This window comes from Lachnospira hominis (ex Liu et al. 2021), from assembly GCF_014287955.1.
Classification (GTDB): Bacteria; Bacillota; Clostridia; order Lachnospirales; family Lachnospiraceae; genus Lachnospira; species Lachnospira hominis.
In genome coordinates this window covers 204,102-222,642 of the sequence record NZ_JACOPD010000005.1, presented here as the reverse complement: position 1 = coordinate 222,642, position 18,541 = coordinate 204,102, and the positions used below count along the sequence as shown (strand labels likewise).

Annotated in this window: 24 protein-coding genes; 12 read left to right on the top strand and 12 right to left on the bottom strand. The window is 35.2% G+C overall.

What is annotated here, in order from left to right; genetic code table 11:
* The first annotated feature begins 18 nt into the window (after positions 1 to 18).
* Positions 19 to 414, top strand: a complete 396-nt coding sequence (locus H8S01_RS08700) for a methylglyoxal synthase (protein WP_021866689.1) — start codon at positions 19 to 21, stop codon at positions 412 to 414.
* A gap of 65 nt (positions 415 to 479) precedes the next feature.
* On the opposite strand, the gene H8S01_RS08695 is transcribed toward H8S01_RS08700, so the two are convergent.
* Positions 480 to 689 (bottom strand): DUF378 domain-containing protein, encoded by a 210-nt coding sequence (locus H8S01_RS08695; RefSeq protein ID WP_021866690.1) that lies wholly within the window; start codon positions 687 to 689, stop codon positions 480 to 482.
* Positions 690 to 791: 102 nt separating this feature from the next.
* Between H8S01_RS08695 and H8S01_RS08690 the strand changes: the two genes are divergently transcribed.
* The 10 genes from H8S01_RS08690 (at position 792) to H8S01_RS08645 (ending at position 10,267) form a co-directional block, all read left to right on the top strand.
* A complete protein-coding gene (locus H8S01_RS08690; RefSeq protein WP_186836920.1) occupies positions 792 to 2,228 on the top strand; it encodes an HlyD family efflux transporter periplasmic adaptor subunit in 1,437 nt (478 codons plus the stop codon).
* A 24-nt stretch (positions 2,229 to 2,252) separates the two neighbouring features.
* Positions 2,253 to 2,954 (top strand): YggS family pyridoxal phosphate-dependent enzyme, encoded by a 702-nt coding sequence (locus H8S01_RS08685; protein ID WP_021866692.1) that lies wholly within the window; start codon positions 2,253 to 2,255, stop codon positions 2,952 to 2,954.
* 17 nt (positions 2,955 to 2,971) lie between these two features.
* Positions 2,972 to 3,508, top strand: coding sequence for a cell division protein SepF (locus H8S01_RS08680; protein WP_021866693.1), 537 nt, complete (start codon positions 2,972 to 2,974; stop codon positions 3,506 to 3,508).
* 76 nt (positions 3,509 to 3,584) lie between these two features.
* Positions 3,585 to 4,676 carry a 3-dehydroquinate synthase gene (gene aroB / locus H8S01_RS08675; RefSeq protein ID WP_186836919.1) on the top strand — a complete coding sequence of 364 codons (1,092 nt, stop codon included), beginning with the start codon at positions 3,585 to 3,587 and terminating at the stop codon, positions 4,674 to 4,676.
* 19 nt (positions 4,677 to 4,695) lie between these two features.
* A complete protein-coding gene (lspA, locus tag H8S01_RS08670) occupies positions 4,696 to 5,223 on the top strand; it encodes a signal peptidase II (protein WP_021866695.1) in 528 nt (175 codons plus the stop codon).
* Positions 5,216 to 6,148 (top strand): RluA family pseudouridine synthase, encoded by a 933-nt coding sequence (locus H8S01_RS08665; protein ID WP_186836918.1) that lies wholly within the window; start codon positions 5,216 to 5,218, stop codon positions 6,146 to 6,148. Before lspA ends, H8S01_RS08665 begins: the two co-directional genes overlap by 8 nt.
* Before the next feature lie 18 nt (positions 6,149 to 6,166).
* Positions 6,167 to 6,712 carry a hypothetical protein gene (locus H8S01_RS08660; protein ID WP_021866697.1) on the top strand — a complete coding sequence of 182 codons (546 nt, stop codon included), beginning with the start codon at positions 6,167 to 6,169 and terminating at the stop codon, positions 6,710 to 6,712.
* A gap of 104 nt (positions 6,713 to 6,816) precedes the next feature.
* Positions 6,817 to 7,449 carry an AAA family ATPase gene (locus H8S01_RS08655; protein WP_021866698.1) on the top strand — a complete coding sequence of 211 codons (633 nt, stop codon included), beginning with the start codon at positions 6,817 to 6,819 and terminating at the stop codon, positions 7,447 to 7,449.
* A gap of 112 nt (positions 7,450 to 7,561) precedes the next feature.
* Positions 7,562 to 8,647 carry a L,D-transpeptidase family protein gene (locus H8S01_RS08650; RefSeq protein WP_021866699.1) on the top strand — a complete coding sequence of 362 codons (1,086 nt, stop codon included), beginning with the start codon at positions 7,562 to 7,564 and terminating at the stop codon, positions 8,645 to 8,647.
* Positions 8,648 to 8,734: 87 nt separating this feature from the next.
* Complete coding sequence (locus tag H8S01_RS08645; protein ID WP_186836917.1) at positions 8,735 to 10,267, top strand: sodium/proline symporter; 1,533 nt, start codon at positions 8,735 to 8,737, stop codon at positions 10,265 to 10,267.
* A gap of 78 nt (positions 10,268 to 10,345) precedes the next feature.
* Here the strand turns inward: H8S01_RS08645 and H8S01_RS08640 are convergent, their stop codons facing one another.
* The 3 genes from H8S01_RS08640 to H8S01_RS08630 all read right to left on the bottom strand — a co-directional run bounded on the left by H8S01_RS08640 (position 10,346) and on the right by H8S01_RS08630 (position 13,137).
* A complete protein-coding gene (locus tag H8S01_RS08640; protein WP_021866701.1) occupies positions 10,346 to 11,407 on the bottom strand; it encodes a tyrosine-type recombinase/integrase in 1,062 nt (353 codons plus the stop codon).
* 122 nt (positions 11,408 to 11,529) lie between these two features.
* Positions 11,530 to 12,669 carry a DEAD/DEAH box helicase gene (locus H8S01_RS08635; protein ID WP_021866702.1) on the bottom strand — a complete coding sequence of 380 codons (1,140 nt, stop codon included), beginning with the start codon at positions 12,667 to 12,669 and terminating at the stop codon, positions 11,530 to 11,532.
* Positions 12,670 to 12,792: 123 nt separating this feature from the next.
* Positions 12,793 to 13,137, bottom strand: a complete 345-nt coding sequence (locus tag H8S01_RS08630; RefSeq protein WP_186836916.1) for a LysM peptidoglycan-binding domain-containing protein — start codon at positions 13,135 to 13,137, stop codon at positions 12,793 to 12,795.
* Positions 13,138 to 13,396: 259 nt separating this feature from the next.
* On the opposite strand from H8S01_RS08630, the gene lexA reads away from it, so the two are divergent.
* Positions 13,397 to 14,023 (top strand): transcriptional repressor LexA, encoded by a 627-nt coding sequence (gene lexA, locus H8S01_RS08625; protein WP_021866704.1) that lies wholly within the window; start codon positions 13,397 to 13,399, stop codon positions 14,021 to 14,023.
* A gap of 118 nt (positions 14,024 to 14,141) precedes the next feature.
* Here lexA and rsfS read toward each other — a convergent pair whose 3' ends face one another.
* The 8 genes from rsfS to rplU form a co-directional block, all read right to left on the bottom strand.
* Positions 14,142 to 14,498 carry a ribosome silencing factor gene (gene rsfS / locus H8S01_RS08620; protein WP_021866705.1) on the bottom strand — a complete coding sequence of 119 codons (357 nt, stop codon included), beginning with the start codon at positions 14,496 to 14,498 and terminating at the stop codon, positions 14,142 to 14,144.
* Positions 14,499 to 15,086 carry a bis(5'-nucleosyl)-tetraphosphatase (symmetrical) YqeK gene (gene yqeK / locus H8S01_RS08615; protein WP_021866706.1) on the bottom strand — a complete coding sequence of 196 codons (588 nt, stop codon included), beginning with the start codon at positions 15,084 to 15,086 and terminating at the stop codon, positions 14,499 to 14,501.
* Between the two features lie 5 nt (positions 15,087 to 15,091).
* Positions 15,092 to 15,721 (bottom strand): nicotinate-nucleotide adenylyltransferase, encoded by a 630-nt coding sequence (gene nadD, locus H8S01_RS08610; RefSeq protein ID WP_186836915.1) that lies wholly within the window; start codon positions 15,719 to 15,721, stop codon positions 15,092 to 15,094.
* Positions 15,722 to 15,747: 26 nt separating this feature from the next.
* Positions 15,748 to 16,053 carry a ribosome assembly RNA-binding protein YhbY gene (gene yhbY, locus H8S01_RS08605; protein ID WP_021866708.1) on the bottom strand — a complete coding sequence of 102 codons (306 nt, stop codon included), beginning with the start codon at positions 16,051 to 16,053 and terminating at the stop codon, positions 15,748 to 15,750.
* 41 nt (positions 16,054 to 16,094) lie between these two features.
* On the bottom strand, positions 16,095 to 17,390 hold the full coding sequence (gene obgE, locus H8S01_RS08600; protein WP_021866709.1) for a GTPase ObgE: 1,296 nt from the start codon (positions 17,388 to 17,390) through the stop codon (positions 16,095 to 16,097).
* A 129-nt stretch (positions 17,391 to 17,519) separates the two neighbouring features.
* Positions 17,520 to 17,810 carry a 50S ribosomal protein L27 gene (gene rpmA / locus H8S01_RS08595; protein ID WP_021866710.1) on the bottom strand — a complete coding sequence of 97 codons (291 nt, stop codon included), beginning with the start codon at positions 17,808 to 17,810 and terminating at the stop codon, positions 17,520 to 17,522.
* A 5-nt stretch (positions 17,811 to 17,815) separates the two neighbouring features.
* Positions 17,816 to 18,154 carry a ribosomal-processing cysteine protease Prp gene (locus H8S01_RS08590; protein WP_021866711.1) on the bottom strand — a complete coding sequence of 113 codons (339 nt, stop codon included), beginning with the start codon at positions 18,152 to 18,154 and terminating at the stop codon, positions 17,816 to 17,818.
* A gap of 29 nt (positions 18,155 to 18,183) precedes the next feature.
* The gene (rplU, locus tag H8S01_RS08585; protein WP_021866712.1) at positions 18,184 to 18,492 is read right to left on the bottom strand and encodes a 50S ribosomal protein L21; all 309 of its coding nucleotides are present in this window, start codon (positions 18,490 to 18,492) and stop codon (positions 18,184 to 18,186) included.
* Positions 18,493 to 18,541: the final 49 nt, after the last annotated feature.

Sequence of the window (18,541 nt, the reverse complement as noted above, 5' to 3'; positions counted from 1 at the left end):
GAGAAAGGGTATTGTAATATGAACATTGGTTTGATTGCACACGATTCAAAGAAAAAGTTAATGCAGAATTTCTGCATAGCTTACAGAGGAATTTTAAATAAGAATCAGCTTTTCGCTACAGGAACAACAGGACAGCTTATTGAAGAGGTTACTAATCTTTCAGTGCATAAATTTCTTGCCGGAAGACTTGGGGGAGATGTCCAGTTATGTTCATTAATTGAGAGCAATCAGATGGATCTGGTCGTTTTTCTTCGGGATGCTGTAAATCCAAAATCATATGAACCAAACTCAGAGAGAATTTCTATTTTATGTGATATGTATAATATTCCACTTGCAACTAATCTTGCAACAGCAGAACTTCTTATAAAGTCACTTGAACGTGGTGATATGGAATGGAGAGAAATATATCAGTAGGAAAGCATATGCCGGCTAAGCTTTAATTAAGCTGATGCCGGCATAATTTACCTGTGCGGTACAGTTTAATCGCTTAAATCCCTGATTCTGCCGTATACACTTATCTGGTACAGTCCACACAGACCAACAATTGCATATATTACACGCGATATCCATGTTGCCTGTCCAAATAAAAAAGCGACAAGATTAAAGTTAAAAAAGCCGATAAGCCCCCAGTTTATCGCTCCGATTATAATAATTGTTAAAGTAGTATAATCAATACATTTTGAATTCATATTCAACCTCCTTGATTTATCAGCTGCTTTTATTATTATGTCATTTAGTATTATAAGTATGTTTGAAAAATAATGGAATTTTAATCAGAAATGAGGATTATTATGGGAAATAATCACACCAAAGTCAATCGTAAAAAAGATAATAGAAAAAAAAGCAGCCGTAAAGTCATAAAATATAAAAGAAGACCGAAAGCAGCCGCATTTATATTTGCCATAATATTAATATATGTTGTAGGCTTTATTTCGCTTTACCTTACAAAATCAAAAGTCAGAACATATGAGGTTGATATGGGTGCTTTGACATCTGATGCAACATTTACCGGAATCGCACTTCGCACAGAAGAAATTGTTAATTCCGGATATTCAGGAGATATTAATTATTACAAAAAAGAAAGCAGCCGTGTTAAAGTTGATGATACAATATGTACTGTAGATGAAACAGGTCGTGTATCACAGATTCTTTCACAGTATACAAAAAGCGATGAAAATTCGTTATCAAAACAGAATCTGGCATCAATCAAATCAATGCTTAATAACTTCCGCACTAACTATGACGGAAGCAATTTTTATGATATATATAACCTGAAAACAGACCTGAATTCCGCGGTGCTTCAGGCAATGAATGAAAATATAATCGCTAATCTTGACAGCATAATTTCAAGTACCGGAAGCCAGAATCTTTTTCAGACAATAAAGAGTGAAAAATCCGGTGTGGTCGCATACTATACAGATGGATACGAAAATGTTACAAAAGATAATCTTTCTGCTGATTTATTTAATAAAAATAATTACAAAAAAGAAAATCTCAAATCAGAAGATATCGTAGTTGCCGGAAGCCCGGCATATAAACTCGTAACTGACGAAAACTGGTATATATGCATTATGCTTGACCAAAAAGATATATCAGCATATGAACTTGATAAAAAGTCAAGTGTATCAATTAAGATAAAAAAAGATAACATTATAACATCAGGTTCATTTACGATTTCAAATAAAGACGGCAATTATTACGGAATAATTGGTCTCAATAAATATATGATACGATATGCCAATGAACGTTTTCTTGATATAGAGCTTACTTCGACAAGCAACACAGGCCTTAAAATACCTGTTTCAGCAATTACTGAAGAAGAGTTTTATACAATTCCAAAAGCTTATCTTACAACCGGTGGAAACAGTAATACATATGGTTTTATATGTGAAGAATATTCAACAAATGGTGATAAAACAACACGTTTTGTTACCGCTGATATTTATAAATCAAATGATAATGTGTGCTATGTCAGCAAAGAAGATTTTACAGCCGGAAGTAATATTGTTAAGCCTGATTCAACAGAACGATATGTTATCGGTGCCGTTGAAAAACTTAAAGGCGTATATTGCATTAATACCGGTTATACAACATTTAAACTTGTTGATATAATAGATGAAAACAATGAGTATGTAATTTCAAAAAAAAGCATTTCACACGGAGTGTCAATCTATGACAGAATAGTGCTTGATGCAGAAAAATACTCACTTAATCAGCTTATTTATTAAAAATATTTATAAAAGAGGTATGACATGGAAACTAATATTGCATTAAATATTGAAAATGTTAAAAAAAATATTGAACAGGCATGTCTGCGTTCGGGACGCAATCCCAAAGATGTAACTTTGATTGCCGTAAGCAAAACGAAACCAAATGAAATGCTTATGGATGCCTATAATGCAGGTATGCGTACATTCGGAGAAAATTATGTTCAGGAACTTGTCTCTAAGATTGATACTCTCCCTGATGATATAGAATGGCATATGATAGGTCATTTACAGACTAACAAAGTTAAATATATTGTTGGAAAAGTGGCTATGATTCATTCAGTTGACTCGGTAAAACTTGCCCGTGAAATAAGCAAAGAAGCTGTAAAAAGAAATGTAACAGCTGATATTCTTATTGAAGTCAATGTTGCACTTGAGGAAAACAAATTCGGAATCACACTTGAAAACGGGATTGAAACAGTAACAGAAATTGCAAAACTTCCGGGACTTAATATACGAGGACTTATGACAAGTGCTCCATATGTTTCCAATCCTGAAGATAATCGTAAATATTTTCGCGATTTGAAACAATTATGTGTTGACATAAACAGCAAAAACATTGATAATATTCATATGGATGTCCTTTCGATGGGAATGACTAATGACTATATCACAGCGGTTGAGGAGGGTGCTACAATGGTCAGAGTAGGTACAGCGATATTTGGGGCTCGTAATTATAACAAATAAATCAGGAGATAGATGTGATGGGAATTTTAGATGGTGTTATTAACGTATTCAAACTTCATGGTGATGATGACTATGATGACGAATATGATGATTACGATGAATACGATGAAGAAGACGAGGACGACAAAGGTTCGACAAGAAAGAAACTTTTTGGTGGAAGCAAAAAGTATGATGATGATGCAGATGATGACGATACATCAGTAAAATCTACAGACAAGCCTAAGTTCGGAGGCAAAAAAGTTGTTCCGATTAAACCGGCAGGTTCAAGAGGACTTGAAGTTGTTGTAATAAGACCTGAATCAATGGAAGATGCAAGTGATATAACAGATACTCTTTTAAGTGGCAAGGCAGTAGTTCTTAATCTTGAAGGAATTCATGTTGAGGTGGCACAAAGAGTTATTGATTACTCAGCTGGTTCATGTTATGCAATGAGGGGCAATCTTCAGAAAATAACAAGTTACATATTCCTTGTAACACCTCCTAATGTTGATATTTCAGGTGACATACCTGAACTTGTCGCAGGAGGAATAGACTTATCATCTTTTAAAAACTAAGAAAAACTGCCACCTGTTGCAATTACAGCTTCAGGTGGTATTTTACCATATACAATAAAAAAATTTGGAGTGCTATATGTCAAAATTAATTACAGTAAATTACAATCAGAAACCTTGTTATAACATTGTTATTGAAAATGATTTTTCAAAACTTGCCGAAAATGTAACAAAACTTGAAATATCAGGAAGAAAACTTGCAGTTATAACCGACAGCAATGTTGGTCCGCTATATGCAGATAAAGTTGCACAATGTCTTAAAGAAACAGGCAACAACATATTTGTCTATACATTTGAAGCCGGAGAAAAGAACAAAAATCTTAATACAGTCCAGGATGTGTATGAATTTCTCATAAAAAATAAATTTGACAGAAAAGATATGCTTGTAGCCCTCGGCGGCGGTGTTGTCGGCGATCTTACAGGATTTGCTGCTGCAACATATCTTCGCGGCATTGATTTTATACAGGTTCCGACATCACTTCTTGCACAGGTAGATTCTAGCATTGGCGGAAAAACAGGTGTAGATTTCCGTGCATACAAAAACATGGTCGGTGCATTCCATCAGCCACGCCTTGTATATATGAACACATCCACACTTTCATCATTAAATACACGACTTTTTAATTCCGGTTTTGGTGAAATATTAAAACATGGTCTTATAAAAGATGCTTCATATTTCCAGTGGCTCAAAGATAATATTGAAAAAATTGCCGCTCTGGACAGTGGGTATCTTGAAGAAATGATTTACAGAAGCTGTGAAATAAAGCGTAAAGTTGTAGAAAACGACCCTACTGAGAAAGGTGAACGTGCACAGCTTAATTTCGGACATACACTTGGACATGCCATTGAAAAACAGATGAACTTTGAACTTTATCACGGAGAATGTGTTGTTCTTGGCATGATAGCAGCACTTAATATATGTGTTGAAAGAGGCACAATCACAAAAGAAGAATATGATGATATTTATAATACTTTCAAAGCATATAATTTCCCTATGACAGTTGATAAAACTACAATAGATGAGGTAATTGCCGCTTCAAAAAATGATAAAAAAATGGATGGCAACAAAGTAAAATTCATTCTTTTAAAAAAAGTCGGGGAAGCATACATTGATATGACTGTTGACGATAATACTATGCGTCGTTCTTTGAAAAATGTAGTTATAGAATAATCAATGAGGTGATTTTTATATGAAAGAAAAAAACAGCAGCTTAAAATCCATATTAATATTTGTTATATCAGTTGCAATCCTTACATTTTTTGACCAGCTTAGCAAGATAATAATGGTTGATGCATTAAAGACTACAAAAACAATACCGCTAATCAAAAATGTATTGGAATTTTATTATATCGAAAATACAGGAACAGCCTGGGGAATGTTTGGCGGTGGAAGAATATTTTTCCTTGTGCTTACTGTTATCATTATGGCAGTTCTGGTTTATATCACATATAAACTGCCAACAACAAAAAAATATATGTTAATGCGTATTACAATAATACTTCTGGGTTCCGGTGCTGTTGGCAATTTTATAGACAGGCTTTTTCTTGGTTATGTAAGAGATTTTATATATTTCAGACTTATCAATTTTCCGGTCTTTAATGTCGCTGACTGCTATGTTACAATCGGACTTGCATTATTTATAATTATGGTATTATTTATATACAAAGATGAGGACTTTAATTTTTTAAAGCCTGACAGAAAGGGCAGCAATGAGTGATTCACCTGAAACATTAATATTAAACGTTGATGAAGCGGCAGACGGAGTAAGGATTGATAAGTTTTTATCAGATACACTGACAGAATATTCACGTTCATTTATACAGAAAATAATAAAGGATGAGCTGGTACTTGCCAATGACAAACATGTGAAAAGTAATTATAAAGTAGCAGCCGGTGATGTTTTAAATATCACTATACCTGAATGTAAAACACCTGAGATTGAACCGGAAAATATTCCTCTTGATATAATATATGAAGATGATGATATAATAGTTGTCAATAAACCAAAGGGAATGGTTGTTCACCCTGCAGCAGGTCATTACAGCGGAACACTGGTAAATGCATTAATGTATCACTGCAAAGATAATCTTTCCGGAATAAATGGTGTATCAAGACCGGGAATTGTGCATAGAATTGATATGAATACAACAGGAGTGCTTGTTACATGTAAAAATGATTTTGCACACAGCCGCATAGCTGCACAGCTTGCAGTCCATGATATAACAAGGAAGTATAATGCAATTGTATGGAATCCGTTTTCTGTGGAATCAGGTACAGTTGATGCACCGCTTGCAAGAAGCCGCAAAGATAGAAAGAAAGTAGCAATTGACCAGAGCGGCAGACGTGCAGTCACACATTACCGCGTCCTTGAAAATTTCAAACAGTTTGCACATGTTGAATGCCAGCTTGAAACAGGACGCACACATCAGATACGTGTACACATGTCAAGTATTGGACATCCGCTTCTTGGAGATGATGTATATGGAAGCGGTAAATCGCCATATAATATTACGGGGCAGGCATTACATGCAAGAGTCCTCGGATTTGTTCATCCAAGAACAGGTAAATATATGGAATTTGAAGCACCTTTACCGGATTATTTTCAAAAGATTCTTAATGATCTTGAAAGCAACGGCAGGTAGTAATAGGAGAGCATATAGATGAGAAGAAAAGAATTTATTGATATTATTTTAAACAGTATATCAGATAAATTTGATATTTATCATAACTATTATTTTAATGGCAGAAAATTTGTTATTTATGCATATTGCTACAATCACAACAATCGTTTTGAGACATCAGGCGATGAATCAAAACTTTGGGATACCCGCTGTTTTGAGCATCTGTTTTTTATAAACAGTGACAATCTTGACATGCACACATTAAATAATTTAAAAGATTTTGCCATAAACAGCATTGAGCCTCATTTCGTCAGAGGTGATGGAAAATATCCTGTTAAGCATCATCTGTATTCCCATATTTCGTTTATCATAATTACACGCAATAAACCATCTTATGAAGTTGAAGAGGCAATAAAAAATATTACATGGAATAAATCATATATGTTTTCAGCCAAAGGATATTGCAATTTGAAAATGGTATGCGTAACACCACGCGAATACAGTGTAATTGCCAATGAAAATGCAAAAGATATAAAAGATTTCCTGATGGATATACTGCTTCATATTGATCATTATGAAGATTGAAAAGATTGAAAATATGTGAAAATTATATAAATTTGTAGATTTTTTACGAAAAATAATATATAATGTAAGCATAAAAATTCGTGCAGTTAAGGAGGACAATTGTTATGGATGAAAGAACAGTTATTACAATCGGCAGAGAATTCGGAAGCGGTGGTCATGAGATTGGACAGAAGCTCGCAGAAAGACTTGGTATCAAATGTTATGACAAAGAATTACTTGAGCTTGCAGCAAAGGAAAGTGGTCTTTGTCAGGAACTTTTTGCATCACAGGATGAAAAGCCAACAAACAGCTTTTTATATTCATTAGTTATGGATACATATTCTTTAGGTTATTCTAATTCATATGTTGATATGCCTATTAATCACAAGGTTTTCCTTGCTCAGTTCGATGCAATCAAGAAACTTGCACAGAAAGAATCATGTGTCATCGTTGGACGTTGTGCCGATTATGCACTTGAAGATGATCCATTTGCAGTAAGTGTATGGGTTAAAGCAAGTCTTGACAAGAGAGTTGAAAGAATCAAAAAAATGTATGATCTCTCAGAATCTAAGGCTACTGATTTAATCCAGAAGACTGATAAGAGAAGAGCTAGTTATTATAATTATTATTCAAGCAAGAAGTGGGGCGAAGCAAAGAGCTATGACCTGTGTCTTGACAGCGGTGAACTTGGAATTGATGGTTCTATTGAACTCATCCTCAAGTATATCGAATTAAAAGAAAAGAACTTAGCAAAGTAAATTTTAGATTAATTAACGCGGCAGACAGACAGTGTCAATGATTTCAAAAAACTATGTCAGCTGCCGCAAGTTTCACCATAATTTAGCTTATTTAAGGACAGATATATTTTCTATGGAATTCAAATATCAGAAAATTAAAAAGCTGGACATTAAAAAATGGCTGCAGGGCGGCAACTCAAAGATATATTTAATTATATTGGTTGTTTTCCTTGCAGCCGTAATTTTTGCACTAACCAGCATAAAAGAATTAAGCAAAAATTCACAATCCAACAATAATATCACACAATCTGACGAATCAGATAATAATAAAGAGACTTCGGCTTTTGTTGAAAATAATCTCGGCTATAAATTGCGTGTGAACAAATCACAGAATTTTATTACCGTATACAAAAAAGACTCATCAGGTGAGTTTAAGCCATTATCTGTTTTTGCATGTTCTGTAAATTCTAATGTCAATACAGGTGACACTGTAATTTCAAACAAACAGACATGGAGTATGCTTGCATCAAATACATATGGTCATTATACATGTATTCTTGGTAATGGTGCATATATACATTCTGTACCTTATTGGTCACAAAATGTAAAACAGCTCAATGTAGATGCCTATAACAGACTTGGAATCACAGCAAATACAGGTTCTATATATCTTCAGGCAAAAGACGCAAAATGGATATATGAAAACTGTGGTGTTAATATTCCCGTTGAAATATATGAAGACGCAAATGAAAAAGCTCTTCTTGATTATAAAATACCGGATAAACTTGCTGCCGGTGCCAATTATGATCCTTCAGACACTGAAGCATTAAATGCTAATATAAATGGCAAAATAGATTATATGTCAGGTGTGAAAAACTGCCAGATAGCACTCAACCAGCCATTTGACAAATGGGAGGGTATCTATGCGGTTGATACAAACGGCAATAATATAACTTCATCAATAACAATTTCTGGAAATGTTGACGTTACAAAACCTGGAGTTTACACTTTGATTTATTATTTATCTGATAATTTTGGAACTGACCTTGCATACTACAGATATGTGACTGTCGGTGAAGGTGAGACATCAAATGCTGCGGACAATAACAATAATAAACAGCAGACAACAGCTGCTCCTTTGCCATCCGCAACACAGCCTCAGACCTCACAGCCGCAGACACCTGCATCACAGCAACAGTCTTCCAATCAACAGCAGTAAATTTATTAAACAAAATCTATTCCTTTTATTATAATTTTATGTTATACTTTAATAGTTAAACTAAAAACTGAGGAATGGAGAAATAATATGTCTGATATTATAATTATGGTATCAATTGTTGTATATCTATTAGTTGTTGTTGCTATCGGTATACAATATTCCAAGAAAAACAAAAGTTCAGATGACTTTTATCTTGGCGGAAGAAAGCTTGGTCCTTTCGTAACTGCTATGAGTGCCGAAGCTTCTGATATGAGCAGCTGGCTCTTAATGGGACTTCCCGGCGTTGCTTACCTTACAGGTGTAGCAGATGCAGCATGGACAGCGATAGGTCTTGCAATCGGAACTTACATAAACTGGCTTATAGTAGCAAAAAGAATACGTATGTATTCACAGGGATATGATGCATTCACAGTTCCTGATTTCTTTTCGAAAAGATTCGGTGGATGTAAAACCTTATCATGCATTGCAGCTATAATGATTGTTGTATTTTTCGTGCCTTATACAGCATCAGGTTTTGCAGCATGCGGTAAATTATTTTCAAGCCTTTTTGGTGTCAGCTATCTTCCCGCAATGGTTATAAGTGCTGCTGTAATCGTATGTTACTGTACATTAGGTGGTTTCCTTGCTGCAAGTACAACAGACCTTATTCAGAGCATTGTTATGTCTGTAGCACTTATTGTTGTTGTTGTTTTCGGTATAAATGTTGCCGGAGGATTTGATGCTGTTGTTGATAATGCAAAGCAGCTTCCGGGCTATCTTGGATTATTTAAAACATATTCAGCCGAGACAGGTACAGCATCCAATTACAGTTTCTTAAAAATATGTTCTACACTTGCATGGGGACTTGGTTATTTCGGTATGCCACATATTCTTTTAAGATTCATGGCAATAGAAGATGAGAAAAAGTTAAAATTGTCCAGACGAGTTGCTACAATCTGGGTTGTAATTTCACTTTCAGTTGCAGTATTTATCGGTATTGTAGGTTACGGCATGTCAAAAGCAGGTGCTCTTGATATTCTTACAGGTTCAAACTCTGAGACAATTATAGTAAAAATTGCTCATCTGTTAAGCACTCATGGTGTAATCGCTGCCATAGCTGCCGGTGTTATTCTTGCCGGTATTCTTGCCGCAACAATGTCAACAGCAGATTCACAGCTTCTTGCCGCAGCTTCCGGAATATCTCAGAATCTTGTAAGAGAATGTATGGGTGTTAAGCTTTCAGAAAAAGCAGCTTTAATTGTTGCAAGAATTACAGTTGTTATCATCTCAATTGTAGCAGTATTTATGGCCGGCAACCCTGACAGTTCAGTATTTGAAATCGTATCATTTGCATGGGCCGGTTTTGGTGCAACATTTGGTCCTGTAGTCCTTCTTTCATTATTCTGGAGAAGAGCTAATAAATATGGTGCAATATCAGGTATGATTTCAGGCGGTATTATGATATTCCTTTGGAAATATGTAATATCAGGATTTGGCGGTGTCTTTGCAATATATGAATTATTACCGGCATTTATCGTTGCAATTATCGTAAATGTTGTTGTGAGTCTTCTCACAAAAGCCCCTTCAAAAGAAGTTCTTGATAAATATGATGAAGTAAGAGCAATTGAAATTAATGCATAATATATTTTAAATACAAAAATTCCTGTCCGACTTAATAAATCAGACAGGAATTTTTATTGTTATTTATCATTAGTCATTTTAATCATCAGCCTCTGTACGCAGACGTACAATATTTCGTGCACTGCGTTTATTTTCATCGACAATCTCTGCATAATGCTTTCTTGTAGTATTGACGTCTTTATGACCAAGAACATCAGCAACAAGGTAAATGTCCTTGCTTGCCTGATAAAGATTGGTACCATATGTACTTCTTAATTTATGTGGTGTTATATGCTTGACAGTTGTTACGGTAGAAGCATATTTTTTAACAAGAAGTTCAACCGAACGTACACAAAGCCTTTTATTTTTTGAAGAAATAAAAAGTGCATTTTCATGTCCTGAATCAGGATTCATCTGTTTGCGTTCTTCCATATAATCAAGCAGTGCCGCACGTACTTCATCGCCAAAGTAAACAAAGCTTTCCGAACCACCTTTTCTTACGACTTTAATTCTGTCATTATCAAAATCAACATCATTAATATCAAGTCCTACACACTCTGATACACGGATACCTGTACCAAGTAGAAGAGTAAGAAGTGCTAAATCCCTGCATTTTAATTTTTCGTGTGTCCTTAACTGTGCCGTTGTCAGCTTATTGCCATTTTCAACATTATCAAGAAGTTCAGCAACCTCATTTACATCAAGACGTGTAATTGCTTTATCGTGAATTTTAGGCATATCAACCTTCAGGGACGGATTATTTGATATCAGCTCATATCTGTAATAGTAACCATAAAAACGTCTTAATGAGCATAATTTACGCTTTGCAGCACGTTCATCATTAGTGACAGTCGTTCCATCCTTATCATAAACCTTCATATATCTTAAATAATCAGAAATATCCTGTCCGGTGACACTTTCAATATCATGAAGAGTAAAATCACTTATCTGATAATTACTGTACTGTGGAAATTCTGCTATCAGAAACTCAAAAAATGTTTTCAGATCTCTTGCATATGCAAGACGTGTACGCGGCTGTTTTGAATACTCGAGACTGTTAAAATACTCACGACAGAATTCCGGAAATATTTTAAGCAGTTCATTTATCTTCTGGGCATATTTTATATTCTGTTGTTCAGCATAAGTCTTACTTGCTGCCATAATAGCCTCCTTAATCACACATACATCACTTCGCCAAACTCCAGTTTAACGAAGTTAGAATAATGAATTAATATATACCCGTGCATGTTCTGCATGGGTATATATATTTTTATAACATTACATTATTTTGAAACAATTTTTCCATTGTACAAACGTTTCTGGACAATGTTTATATTGAATGCTTTCTGATATTTTTTAATCTTATTTAATTCATTCTCAGTTATGATTGATATACACAATCCCTGTTCGTTGTTACGTCCGCATCTGCCGGCACGGTGAAGATATTCTGTTGGTTCTTCCGGAAGATTCACATTAATAACTGTTGATACATGATCAATCTGTAATCCTCTTGCAGCAACATCCGTTGCCAATAGATATTGAAGTCTGCCATTTTGAAAATCTTCAACAGCTTTTTTCTTAGACTGTTTATCTATATTACCTGCTAATGCCGCAACATTGTAATTATGATATTGTAATTTCTGTAATGATTCTTCAAGGTCGTACTTTGTATTAATAAATATCATTGTTTTATCTGAATTAACAGCTTTCGCAATCTTACGAAGTGTCTCAATTCGTTCACGACGGTCTGATATTATAAATATATGTTTTATTGTTTTAGGTATAAGTTCTTTATTTTCCTTTGACAATTCATATATAACAGGATTATAAGTTATTGTATTAGCCTGCTTTATTGTCTTGTTACTTATACTTGCTGAAAATAAGAGAACCTGTGTTCTTTTCATAAGAGACTTTCTTATGAAAATAATGCTCTCAAGATATGTTTTATCCATAAGCTTATCGGCTTCATCAAGTATAAGTGTCTTTACATTATGAACTTTTAACTTCTTCATTCTTATAAGCTGAGCAGCTCTGGATGGTGTTGCAACAGCAATTACAGGCTTAATCTTCAGACTTTCAATCTGACGTGTAATATTTCCGTCACCAATCAACATAAGTGTATGTGCATCTGAATGCATATTATCAAACAAGAGCTGAATCTGCTTATTAACCTGTGATGCCAGTTCCTGCGTTGGTACTAAAACAAGTGCCTGAAGTGTGTTCTCAGCGAAATCAACTGACGATAAAACAGGAAGCAGATATGCAAGTGTCTTGCCGCTTCCGGTGCTCGAACATGCTATCATATCTCTTCCATCAAAAACCGGCTTTGCTGCTTTACACTGTATCTGTGTAGGCTGTGTTATATTTTGAACCTGTAATGCGTCAATTAATTCAGGTTTTATTAATAAATCTTTAAATGTCATATTAAACTCCGATTATTATATAATATATTACTGTATAAATTATATCAGATAAAATATCCAAAGTCCATACAATCATAGCCTTTCATTCGTGTCCATCCTATTCATACACTACATGCCAGGGTATCATTTTGTATAATATATAACTATATTCTGTCCCGAATAAATAGTATCATCTGTCATATTATTAAGTGACTTTACTGCATTGATATACTGCTGATGGCTCTCACCATCTGAAGCATAAGAATCTGCGATATTCCAAAGTGTATCATCAGGCTGCACTGTAATACTCGTATAGAAACGCTGCGTCTGTGATTTCTCCGGATTAGAATTAGATGCATTCACAATTATTATTCCATAAATACTTATAGCAGCCACCATAATAACAGCAAGCACAATAGTTATTAAAGTCTTCTTTGCTGATAAATGTAACCATCTCCTGCGTGAATGTCTTCTCTTATTGTTCATCATAATAAAAACCTCCTCAAAAAATAAAAATGTAAAAACCATAAATATAACTATATAAATAAGCATCCATGAACAGTTGTTCCGAATAAATGTTCTGTTTATGCTTGGATTATAGAATAAGAACATTTGTTTGTCAATATAATTCAAGTAAAAAATCGAACATTTTTTCGGAAAATTTGTTTGATTTTTTACATTTTAAATGTTATAATAAACAAAAATATTATATTTTATGGATAAACGAATTAACTGGGAGGTATGTTTAATGGCATATGGAAGAATTACAAAAAAACAGACTGAGATTCTTGAATATATCAAGTCTCAGATTTTAAATAAAGGTTATCCGCCATCAGTACGTGACATATGTGAAGCTGTCAATCTGAAGTCAACTTCATCTGTTCACGCACATCTTGAAACACTTGAAAAAAATGGATATATAAGAAGAGACCCTACTAAGCCAAGAGCTATAGAGATTATTGATGATAACTTTAATCTTACAAGACGTGAAGTTATTAATGTTCCGCTTGTAGGACGTGTAGCTGCCGGTGAGCCGATTCTTGCCGTGGAGAATATACTAAGCTACTTTCCTATTCCTGCGGAATTTATGCCGAATACAGAACTTTTTATGCTTACTGTAAAAGGCGAAAGTATGATTAACGCCGGAATTTATGATGGAGATAATATTATTGTAAGCAGACAGAACACTGCACATAACGGAGAAATGGTTGTAGCACTTGTCGATGATTCTGCCACAGTTAAGCGTTTTTACAAAGAAGAAGGACACATACGTCTTCAGCCTGAAAATGATTACATGGATCCTATTATTGTAGACAACTGTGAGATTATCGGAAAAGTAATTGGCGTAATAAGAATCGACAATTCAGGATTATAAATACAGGCACAGACATTTTTATATTCGCTATAATAAAACACAAATCAGCCACCTGCAGCATTATAATTGCAGGTGGCTGATTTTTATCTATATTATATTTTTGTTTATATTAGTTTTTCTAGATTTCTTCAGGATTGACTTCAATTCCGTCACGCCATATTCTTTCAAGATTATAGAAAAGTCTGTCTTCCTTTGAAAATACATGTATAATTACATCTTCATAATCAAGAAGAATCCAGCTTGCACTGTTATATCCCTCAACTTTAGGATCTGCAAATCCTGCTTTATATAACTGTTCTTCAACATTATCTACAATAGCCTGAACCTGATTAGGGTTATTTCCATTTGCTATTATAAAATAATCCGCAATAACTGATACATTACTGATATCTATAACTCTGATGTCCTCTGCTTTTTTGTCTTTCATTGCCTCGATGGCTGCCTTTACCATCTCTTTTGATTTTGAATCGGCCATTTAAAAACCTCCTGTACTTTTATAATAGTCACACGTTTCCTGTGTGAGTGGATCTATTGGTTTATTCCGTTTTTTTAAATACTCAATTGTGCTTAATGTTACACGATATATTGCCTCTTTTATATCTTTAAAAACAAGGGCCCGTATTTCATCAAGATTGTCTGCCTTATTTCGCAAAGGTTCCATATAATCTGCAATAAACACAATCTCCTCAAGTGGTGTCATGCCGGGATGACCTGTGCTGTGATATCTGATTGCATTGCATATATCTTCATCATCGATGCCATATTTTGTACCGGCAAAAAAAGCCCCGGCTTTTGCATGTAAAAGATATGGACTCAGACGTTCTGCCTGCGTGATTTCAATATTGTTGCTCTCACATATCTCAATCAGCTGTTCATCCGAATAACATTTGGCACAATCATGAAGAAGTCCTGCCGTAAATGCTTTCTGCATATCGACACCATAACGCATTGCAAGACATGCACTTGTCTCTGCAACACCTATTGTATGCCAGTAACGTGCTTTATCCGCTGTAAATTCCTTTTTTACCTCTTTCCGGAGTGCTTGTATATATTCGTTATCCATTACAGTTATTCCTCCAATTTGGAACTTTTAACACCATACAGACCATGCTTCATTATATAATCATAAACGGCTGGATTTATCATTTTCTCAACAGACACGCCATTTTTTAAATTTTCACGTATAACAGTGGAACTATATGGCAGGGCCGGTGTGTCAATAATATCTATTAAAGCTCCATACGTATTTTTAAGAAATTCTATACGCTGTTTAATCATTTCATCATCCAGATTGTCCCTGTTTGCGACAAGAAGATGACAGTTTTTCATTACATAATCAGCGTGATACCATTTATCTATAGAAAACAGTGAATCCGCACCTATAATAAAATAAATCAGATTATATTTCTCTTTCAGTATTTTTAATGTATCACACGTATATGTTCTTCCGGGACGTTTTACTTCAAGCTCGGAAAGTTCCATATAAGGATAATCTTTTATTGAAAGTGAAATCATATTGCATCTGTCTTTGGCATCCGCAATAAGACTTGTGTCTTTATATGATGACGGATTGCCACTTGGCATTATAAGAATTTTGTCAAGATTAAACTGGCTGTGAACATGACGGGCAATCTCGATATGTCCTGTATGGACAGGGTTAAATGTCCCACCAAATACACATATAATATCAGAATTCATATTCAATTCCTTTATTAAATCTATTATTAGTTCTTTTTATTTGCAGGTGGAAGTTCGATTTTTTTCTTGTTTTTTGATTCTTTATATAAAACAATCTTTTTGCCAATCACCTGAACAACCTGTGAATGTGTACGCTCTGCAACAATCTGTGCAAGTTCATTCGGATCATCTGCACAATTTTGCAATACATTTATTTTTATAAGTTCCCTTGCTTCAAGAGCTTCAGCAATAGCCTGTGTATTTTCAGGCGTAAGGCTTGATTTTCCAAGCTGGAAAATCGGATCCATTGTCATGGCAAGACCCTTTAAATAAGAACGCTGTTTGCTTGTCATATTTTATCTCCTTTAAATAACAATTCATTCATAATCTATAATTAATCGTAGTAATCAAATTCAAGATAGTCGCCAACTCTTACAGTATCACCCTCCTGGACACCAAGCTCTTTAAGCTGCTTTAAAATACCTGTCTGACGAAGGAACTTCTGGAAGAAATTAAAGCCTTTCTCAGATTCAAGATTAGTATATCCAAGCATTCTGTCGATTCTTGGGCCTGATACAACATAAACGCCTTTATCATCTTTTTCAACATAAAATGCTTCATTAGGATTATCAAAAAGTGTATCTGTATCGAGTTCCTTCTCAAACATAACAGGTTCATCTGTCATACTATCAAGAAGTTCACGTACATAATATAAAAGTTCTTTAAGTCCCTGACCTGTAACTGCCGAAATTGGATAGACTTTTATTCCTTCAGGTTCAAAGGCTTTTTTGATTACATCGACTGGATTTTCTGTTTCATCGTCTGTGTATATTGCATCAATTTTATTTGCTGCAATAACCTGTGGACGTTTTAAGAGTTCAGGATTATATGCCCTTAACTCTTCATTAATTGCCTTGATGTCAGCGACAGGGTCTCTTCCTTCTGTTGAAGCTGCATCAACCATGTGAATTATAACTTTAGTTCTCTCTATGTGGCGTAAAAACTCATGTCCAAGACCAACACCTTCAGATGCTCCCTCAATAAGTCCCGGAATATCAGCAATTACAAATCCTCTTCCACCATCAAGGTCAACAACACCAAGATTAGGATTAAGTGTCGTAAAATGATAATTTGCAATCTTAGGGCGTGCATTAGTTACTCTTGAAAGAAGTGTTGACTTACCTACGTTAGGAAAACCTACAAGACCAACATCGGCAATAACCTTTAATTCAAGACGCACCCATAGTTCCTGTGCATCCTGGCCAGGCTGTGCATACTGTGGGGCCTGCATTGTTGATGTTGCATAATTCATATTTCCTTTGCCACCACGGCCGCCTTTTAAGATTACCTCACGCAGATTGTCATTTGACATATCGGCAATTACTTTTCTACTCTCATCGTCATATATAACAGTTCCTTCCGGAACTTTTATTACCAGATCTTCACCGTCTCTGCCTGTACAGCGTCTCTTTCCACCCTCTTCACCGCTTTTTGCAATATATTTGCTGTTATGTCTGAAGTCTCCGAGAGTGTTAAGTCCCTTGTCAACTTCAAATATAATATCGCCGCCTTTGCCGCCGTTACCACCATCAGGACCGCCATCAGGAACATACAGTTCACGTCGGAAACTTACATGTCCGTCGCCGCCTTTGCCGGATTTTATAAAAATTCTTGCTCTGTCTGCAAACATAAATGACCTCCTCTGTAATTATTTTGCCTGTTCTGTTATATAAAAAATTCCGTTATTTATTTTATCACACGGATTATATAAGGTAAAAAAGCTCCAAATCCGAAGACTTGGAGCTCAAATAAACTAAAATTATTCGTTAGAAGTAACAGGATAAACAGAAACCTGCTTTTTATCTCTGCCCTTTCTTTCGAACTTAACAGTTCCATCAACAAGTGCGAATAATGTATCATCGCCACCGCGGCCTACATTAACACCTGGAAGAATCTTTGTTCCACGCTGTCTGTAAAGAATATTACCAGCAAGAACGAACTGTCCGTCAGCTCTTTTAGCGCCTAATCTCTTAGACTCTGAATCTCTACCATTCTTTGTAGAACCAACACCCTTTTTATGGGCGAAAAACTGAAGGTTCAAATTCAACATATTAGTTACACCTCCTCGATTGATATGGATAAGTAATCAGGATTACCGGCAGCCACCTGGGATAATCCCAGTTCAAGTGCGTTAAGTAATACTCTGATATCACTTGTAATCTCTGTCATTTCAGATGTGAGCATAAAAGAAATCAATGCTTCATCTTCGTTTACCTGTGTCTCATACTTAGCATCGGTAAAAGTATCGATGGCATTAATCGTATTAATCACAAGCAATGAAATAGCCGAACATACAATATCGCTGCCTTCATCGGCATAGCCAGAATGTCCGTATGTTTTAAATCCAAGCACCTCACCGTTAACGTGGGACTTGTAAATAACAGCATGTGTCATAAGCCATGCCTTTCTAACTTAACAAGTAATTAAGCGTTAATCTTTTCAATCTTAACCTTAGTGAAAAGCTGTCTGTGACCATTTTTCTTATGGTAGCCAGTTTTTCTCTTGTACTTGTAAACGATAACCTTTTTGTCTTTTCCTTCTCCAATAACGCTTGCTGTAACTGAAGCTCCTGCTACTGTAGGGTTTCCAACCTTAGCATCTCCGTCATTTACGAAAAGAACCTGGTCAAATGTAACAGTGTCACCAGCGTTCACGCCAAGCTTTTCAACCTTGATTACGTCGCCTTCAGAAACTGTGTACTGTTTACCACCTGTTGCTATAATTGCGTACATATGGCACCTCCTAAATTAAATACTCGCCAGTTTTGGGGAGAATATCATA

Coding starts and splice junctions, on each gene's coding strand:
- lspA (WP_021866695.1), top strand. CDS start 4,696: ATGAAAGAAAAAAACAGCAGCTTAAAATCCATATTAATATTTGTTATA.
- H8S01_RS08685 (WP_021866692.1), top strand. CDS start 2,253: ATGGAAACTAATATTGCATTAAATATTGAAAATGTTAAAAAAAATATT.
- nadD (WP_186836915.1), bottom strand. CDS start 15,721: ATGAATTCTGATATTATATGTGTATTTGGTGGGACATTTAACCCTGTC.
- H8S01_RS08630 (WP_186836916.1), bottom strand. CDS start 13,137: ATGATGAACAATAAGAGAAGACATTCACGCAGGAGATGGTTACATTTA.
- H8S01_RS08590 (WP_021866711.1), bottom strand. CDS start 18,154: ATGACACATGCTGTTATTTACAAGTCCCACGTTAACGGTGAGGTGCTT.
- obgE (WP_021866709.1), bottom strand. CDS start 17,390: ATGTTTGCAGACAGAGCAAGAATTTTTATAAAATCCGGCAAAGGCGGC.
- H8S01_RS08650 (WP_021866699.1), top strand. CDS start 7,562: ATGGAATTCAAATATCAGAAAATTAAAAAGCTGGACATTAAAAAATGG.
- H8S01_RS08690 (WP_186836920.1), top strand. CDS start 792: ATGGGAAATAATCACACCAAAGTCAATCGTAAAAAAGATAATAGAAAA.
- rplU (WP_021866712.1), bottom strand. CDS start 18,492: ATGTACGCAATTATAGCAACAGGTGGTAAACAGTACACAGTTTCTGAA.
- rpmA (WP_021866710.1), bottom strand. CDS start 17,810: ATGTTGAATTTGAACCTTCAGTTTTTCGCCCATAAAAAGGGTGTTGGT.
- H8S01_RS08700 (WP_021866689.1), top strand. CDS start 19: ATGAACATTGGTTTGATTGCACACGATTCAAAGAAAAAGTTAATGCAG.
- H8S01_RS08635 (WP_021866702.1), bottom strand. CDS start 12,669: ATGACATTTAAAGATTTATTAATAAAACCTGAATTAATTGACGCATTA.
- rsfS (WP_021866705.1), bottom strand. CDS start 14,498: ATGGCCGATTCAAAATCAAAAGAGATGGTAAAGGCAGCCATCGAGGCA.
- lexA (WP_021866704.1), top strand. CDS start 13,397: ATGGCATATGGAAGAATTACAAAAAAACAGACTGAGATTCTTGAATAT.
- aroB (WP_186836919.1), top strand. CDS start 3,585: ATGTCAAAATTAATTACAGTAAATTACAATCAGAAACCTTGTTATAAC.
- H8S01_RS08695 (WP_021866690.1), bottom strand. CDS start 689: ATGAATTCAAAATGTATTGATTATACTACTTTAACAATTATTATAATC.
- H8S01_RS08655 (WP_021866698.1), top strand. CDS start 6,817: ATGGATGAAAGAACAGTTATTACAATCGGCAGAGAATTCGGAAGCGGT.
- H8S01_RS08665 (WP_186836918.1), top strand. CDS start 5,216: ATGAGTGATTCACCTGAAACATTAATATTAAACGTTGATGAAGCGGCA.
- yhbY (WP_021866708.1), bottom strand. CDS start 16,053: ATGACAAGCAAACAGCGTTCTTATTTAAAGGGTCTTGCCATGACAATG.
- H8S01_RS08660 (WP_021866697.1), top strand. CDS start 6,167: ATGAGAAGAAAAGAATTTATTGATATTATTTTAAACAGTATATCAGAT.
- H8S01_RS08645 (WP_186836917.1), top strand. CDS start 8,735: ATGTCTGATATTATAATTATGGTATCAATTGTTGTATATCTATTAGTT.
- yqeK (WP_021866706.1), bottom strand. CDS start 15,086: ATGGATAACGAATATATACAAGCACTCCGGAAAGAGGTAAAAAAGGAA.
- H8S01_RS08640 (WP_021866701.1), bottom strand. CDS start 11,407: ATGGCAGCAAGTAAGACTTATGCTGAACAACAGAATATAAAATATGCC.
- H8S01_RS08680 (WP_021866693.1), top strand. CDS start 2,972: ATGGGAATTTTAGATGGTGTTATTAACGTATTCAAACTTCATGGTGAT.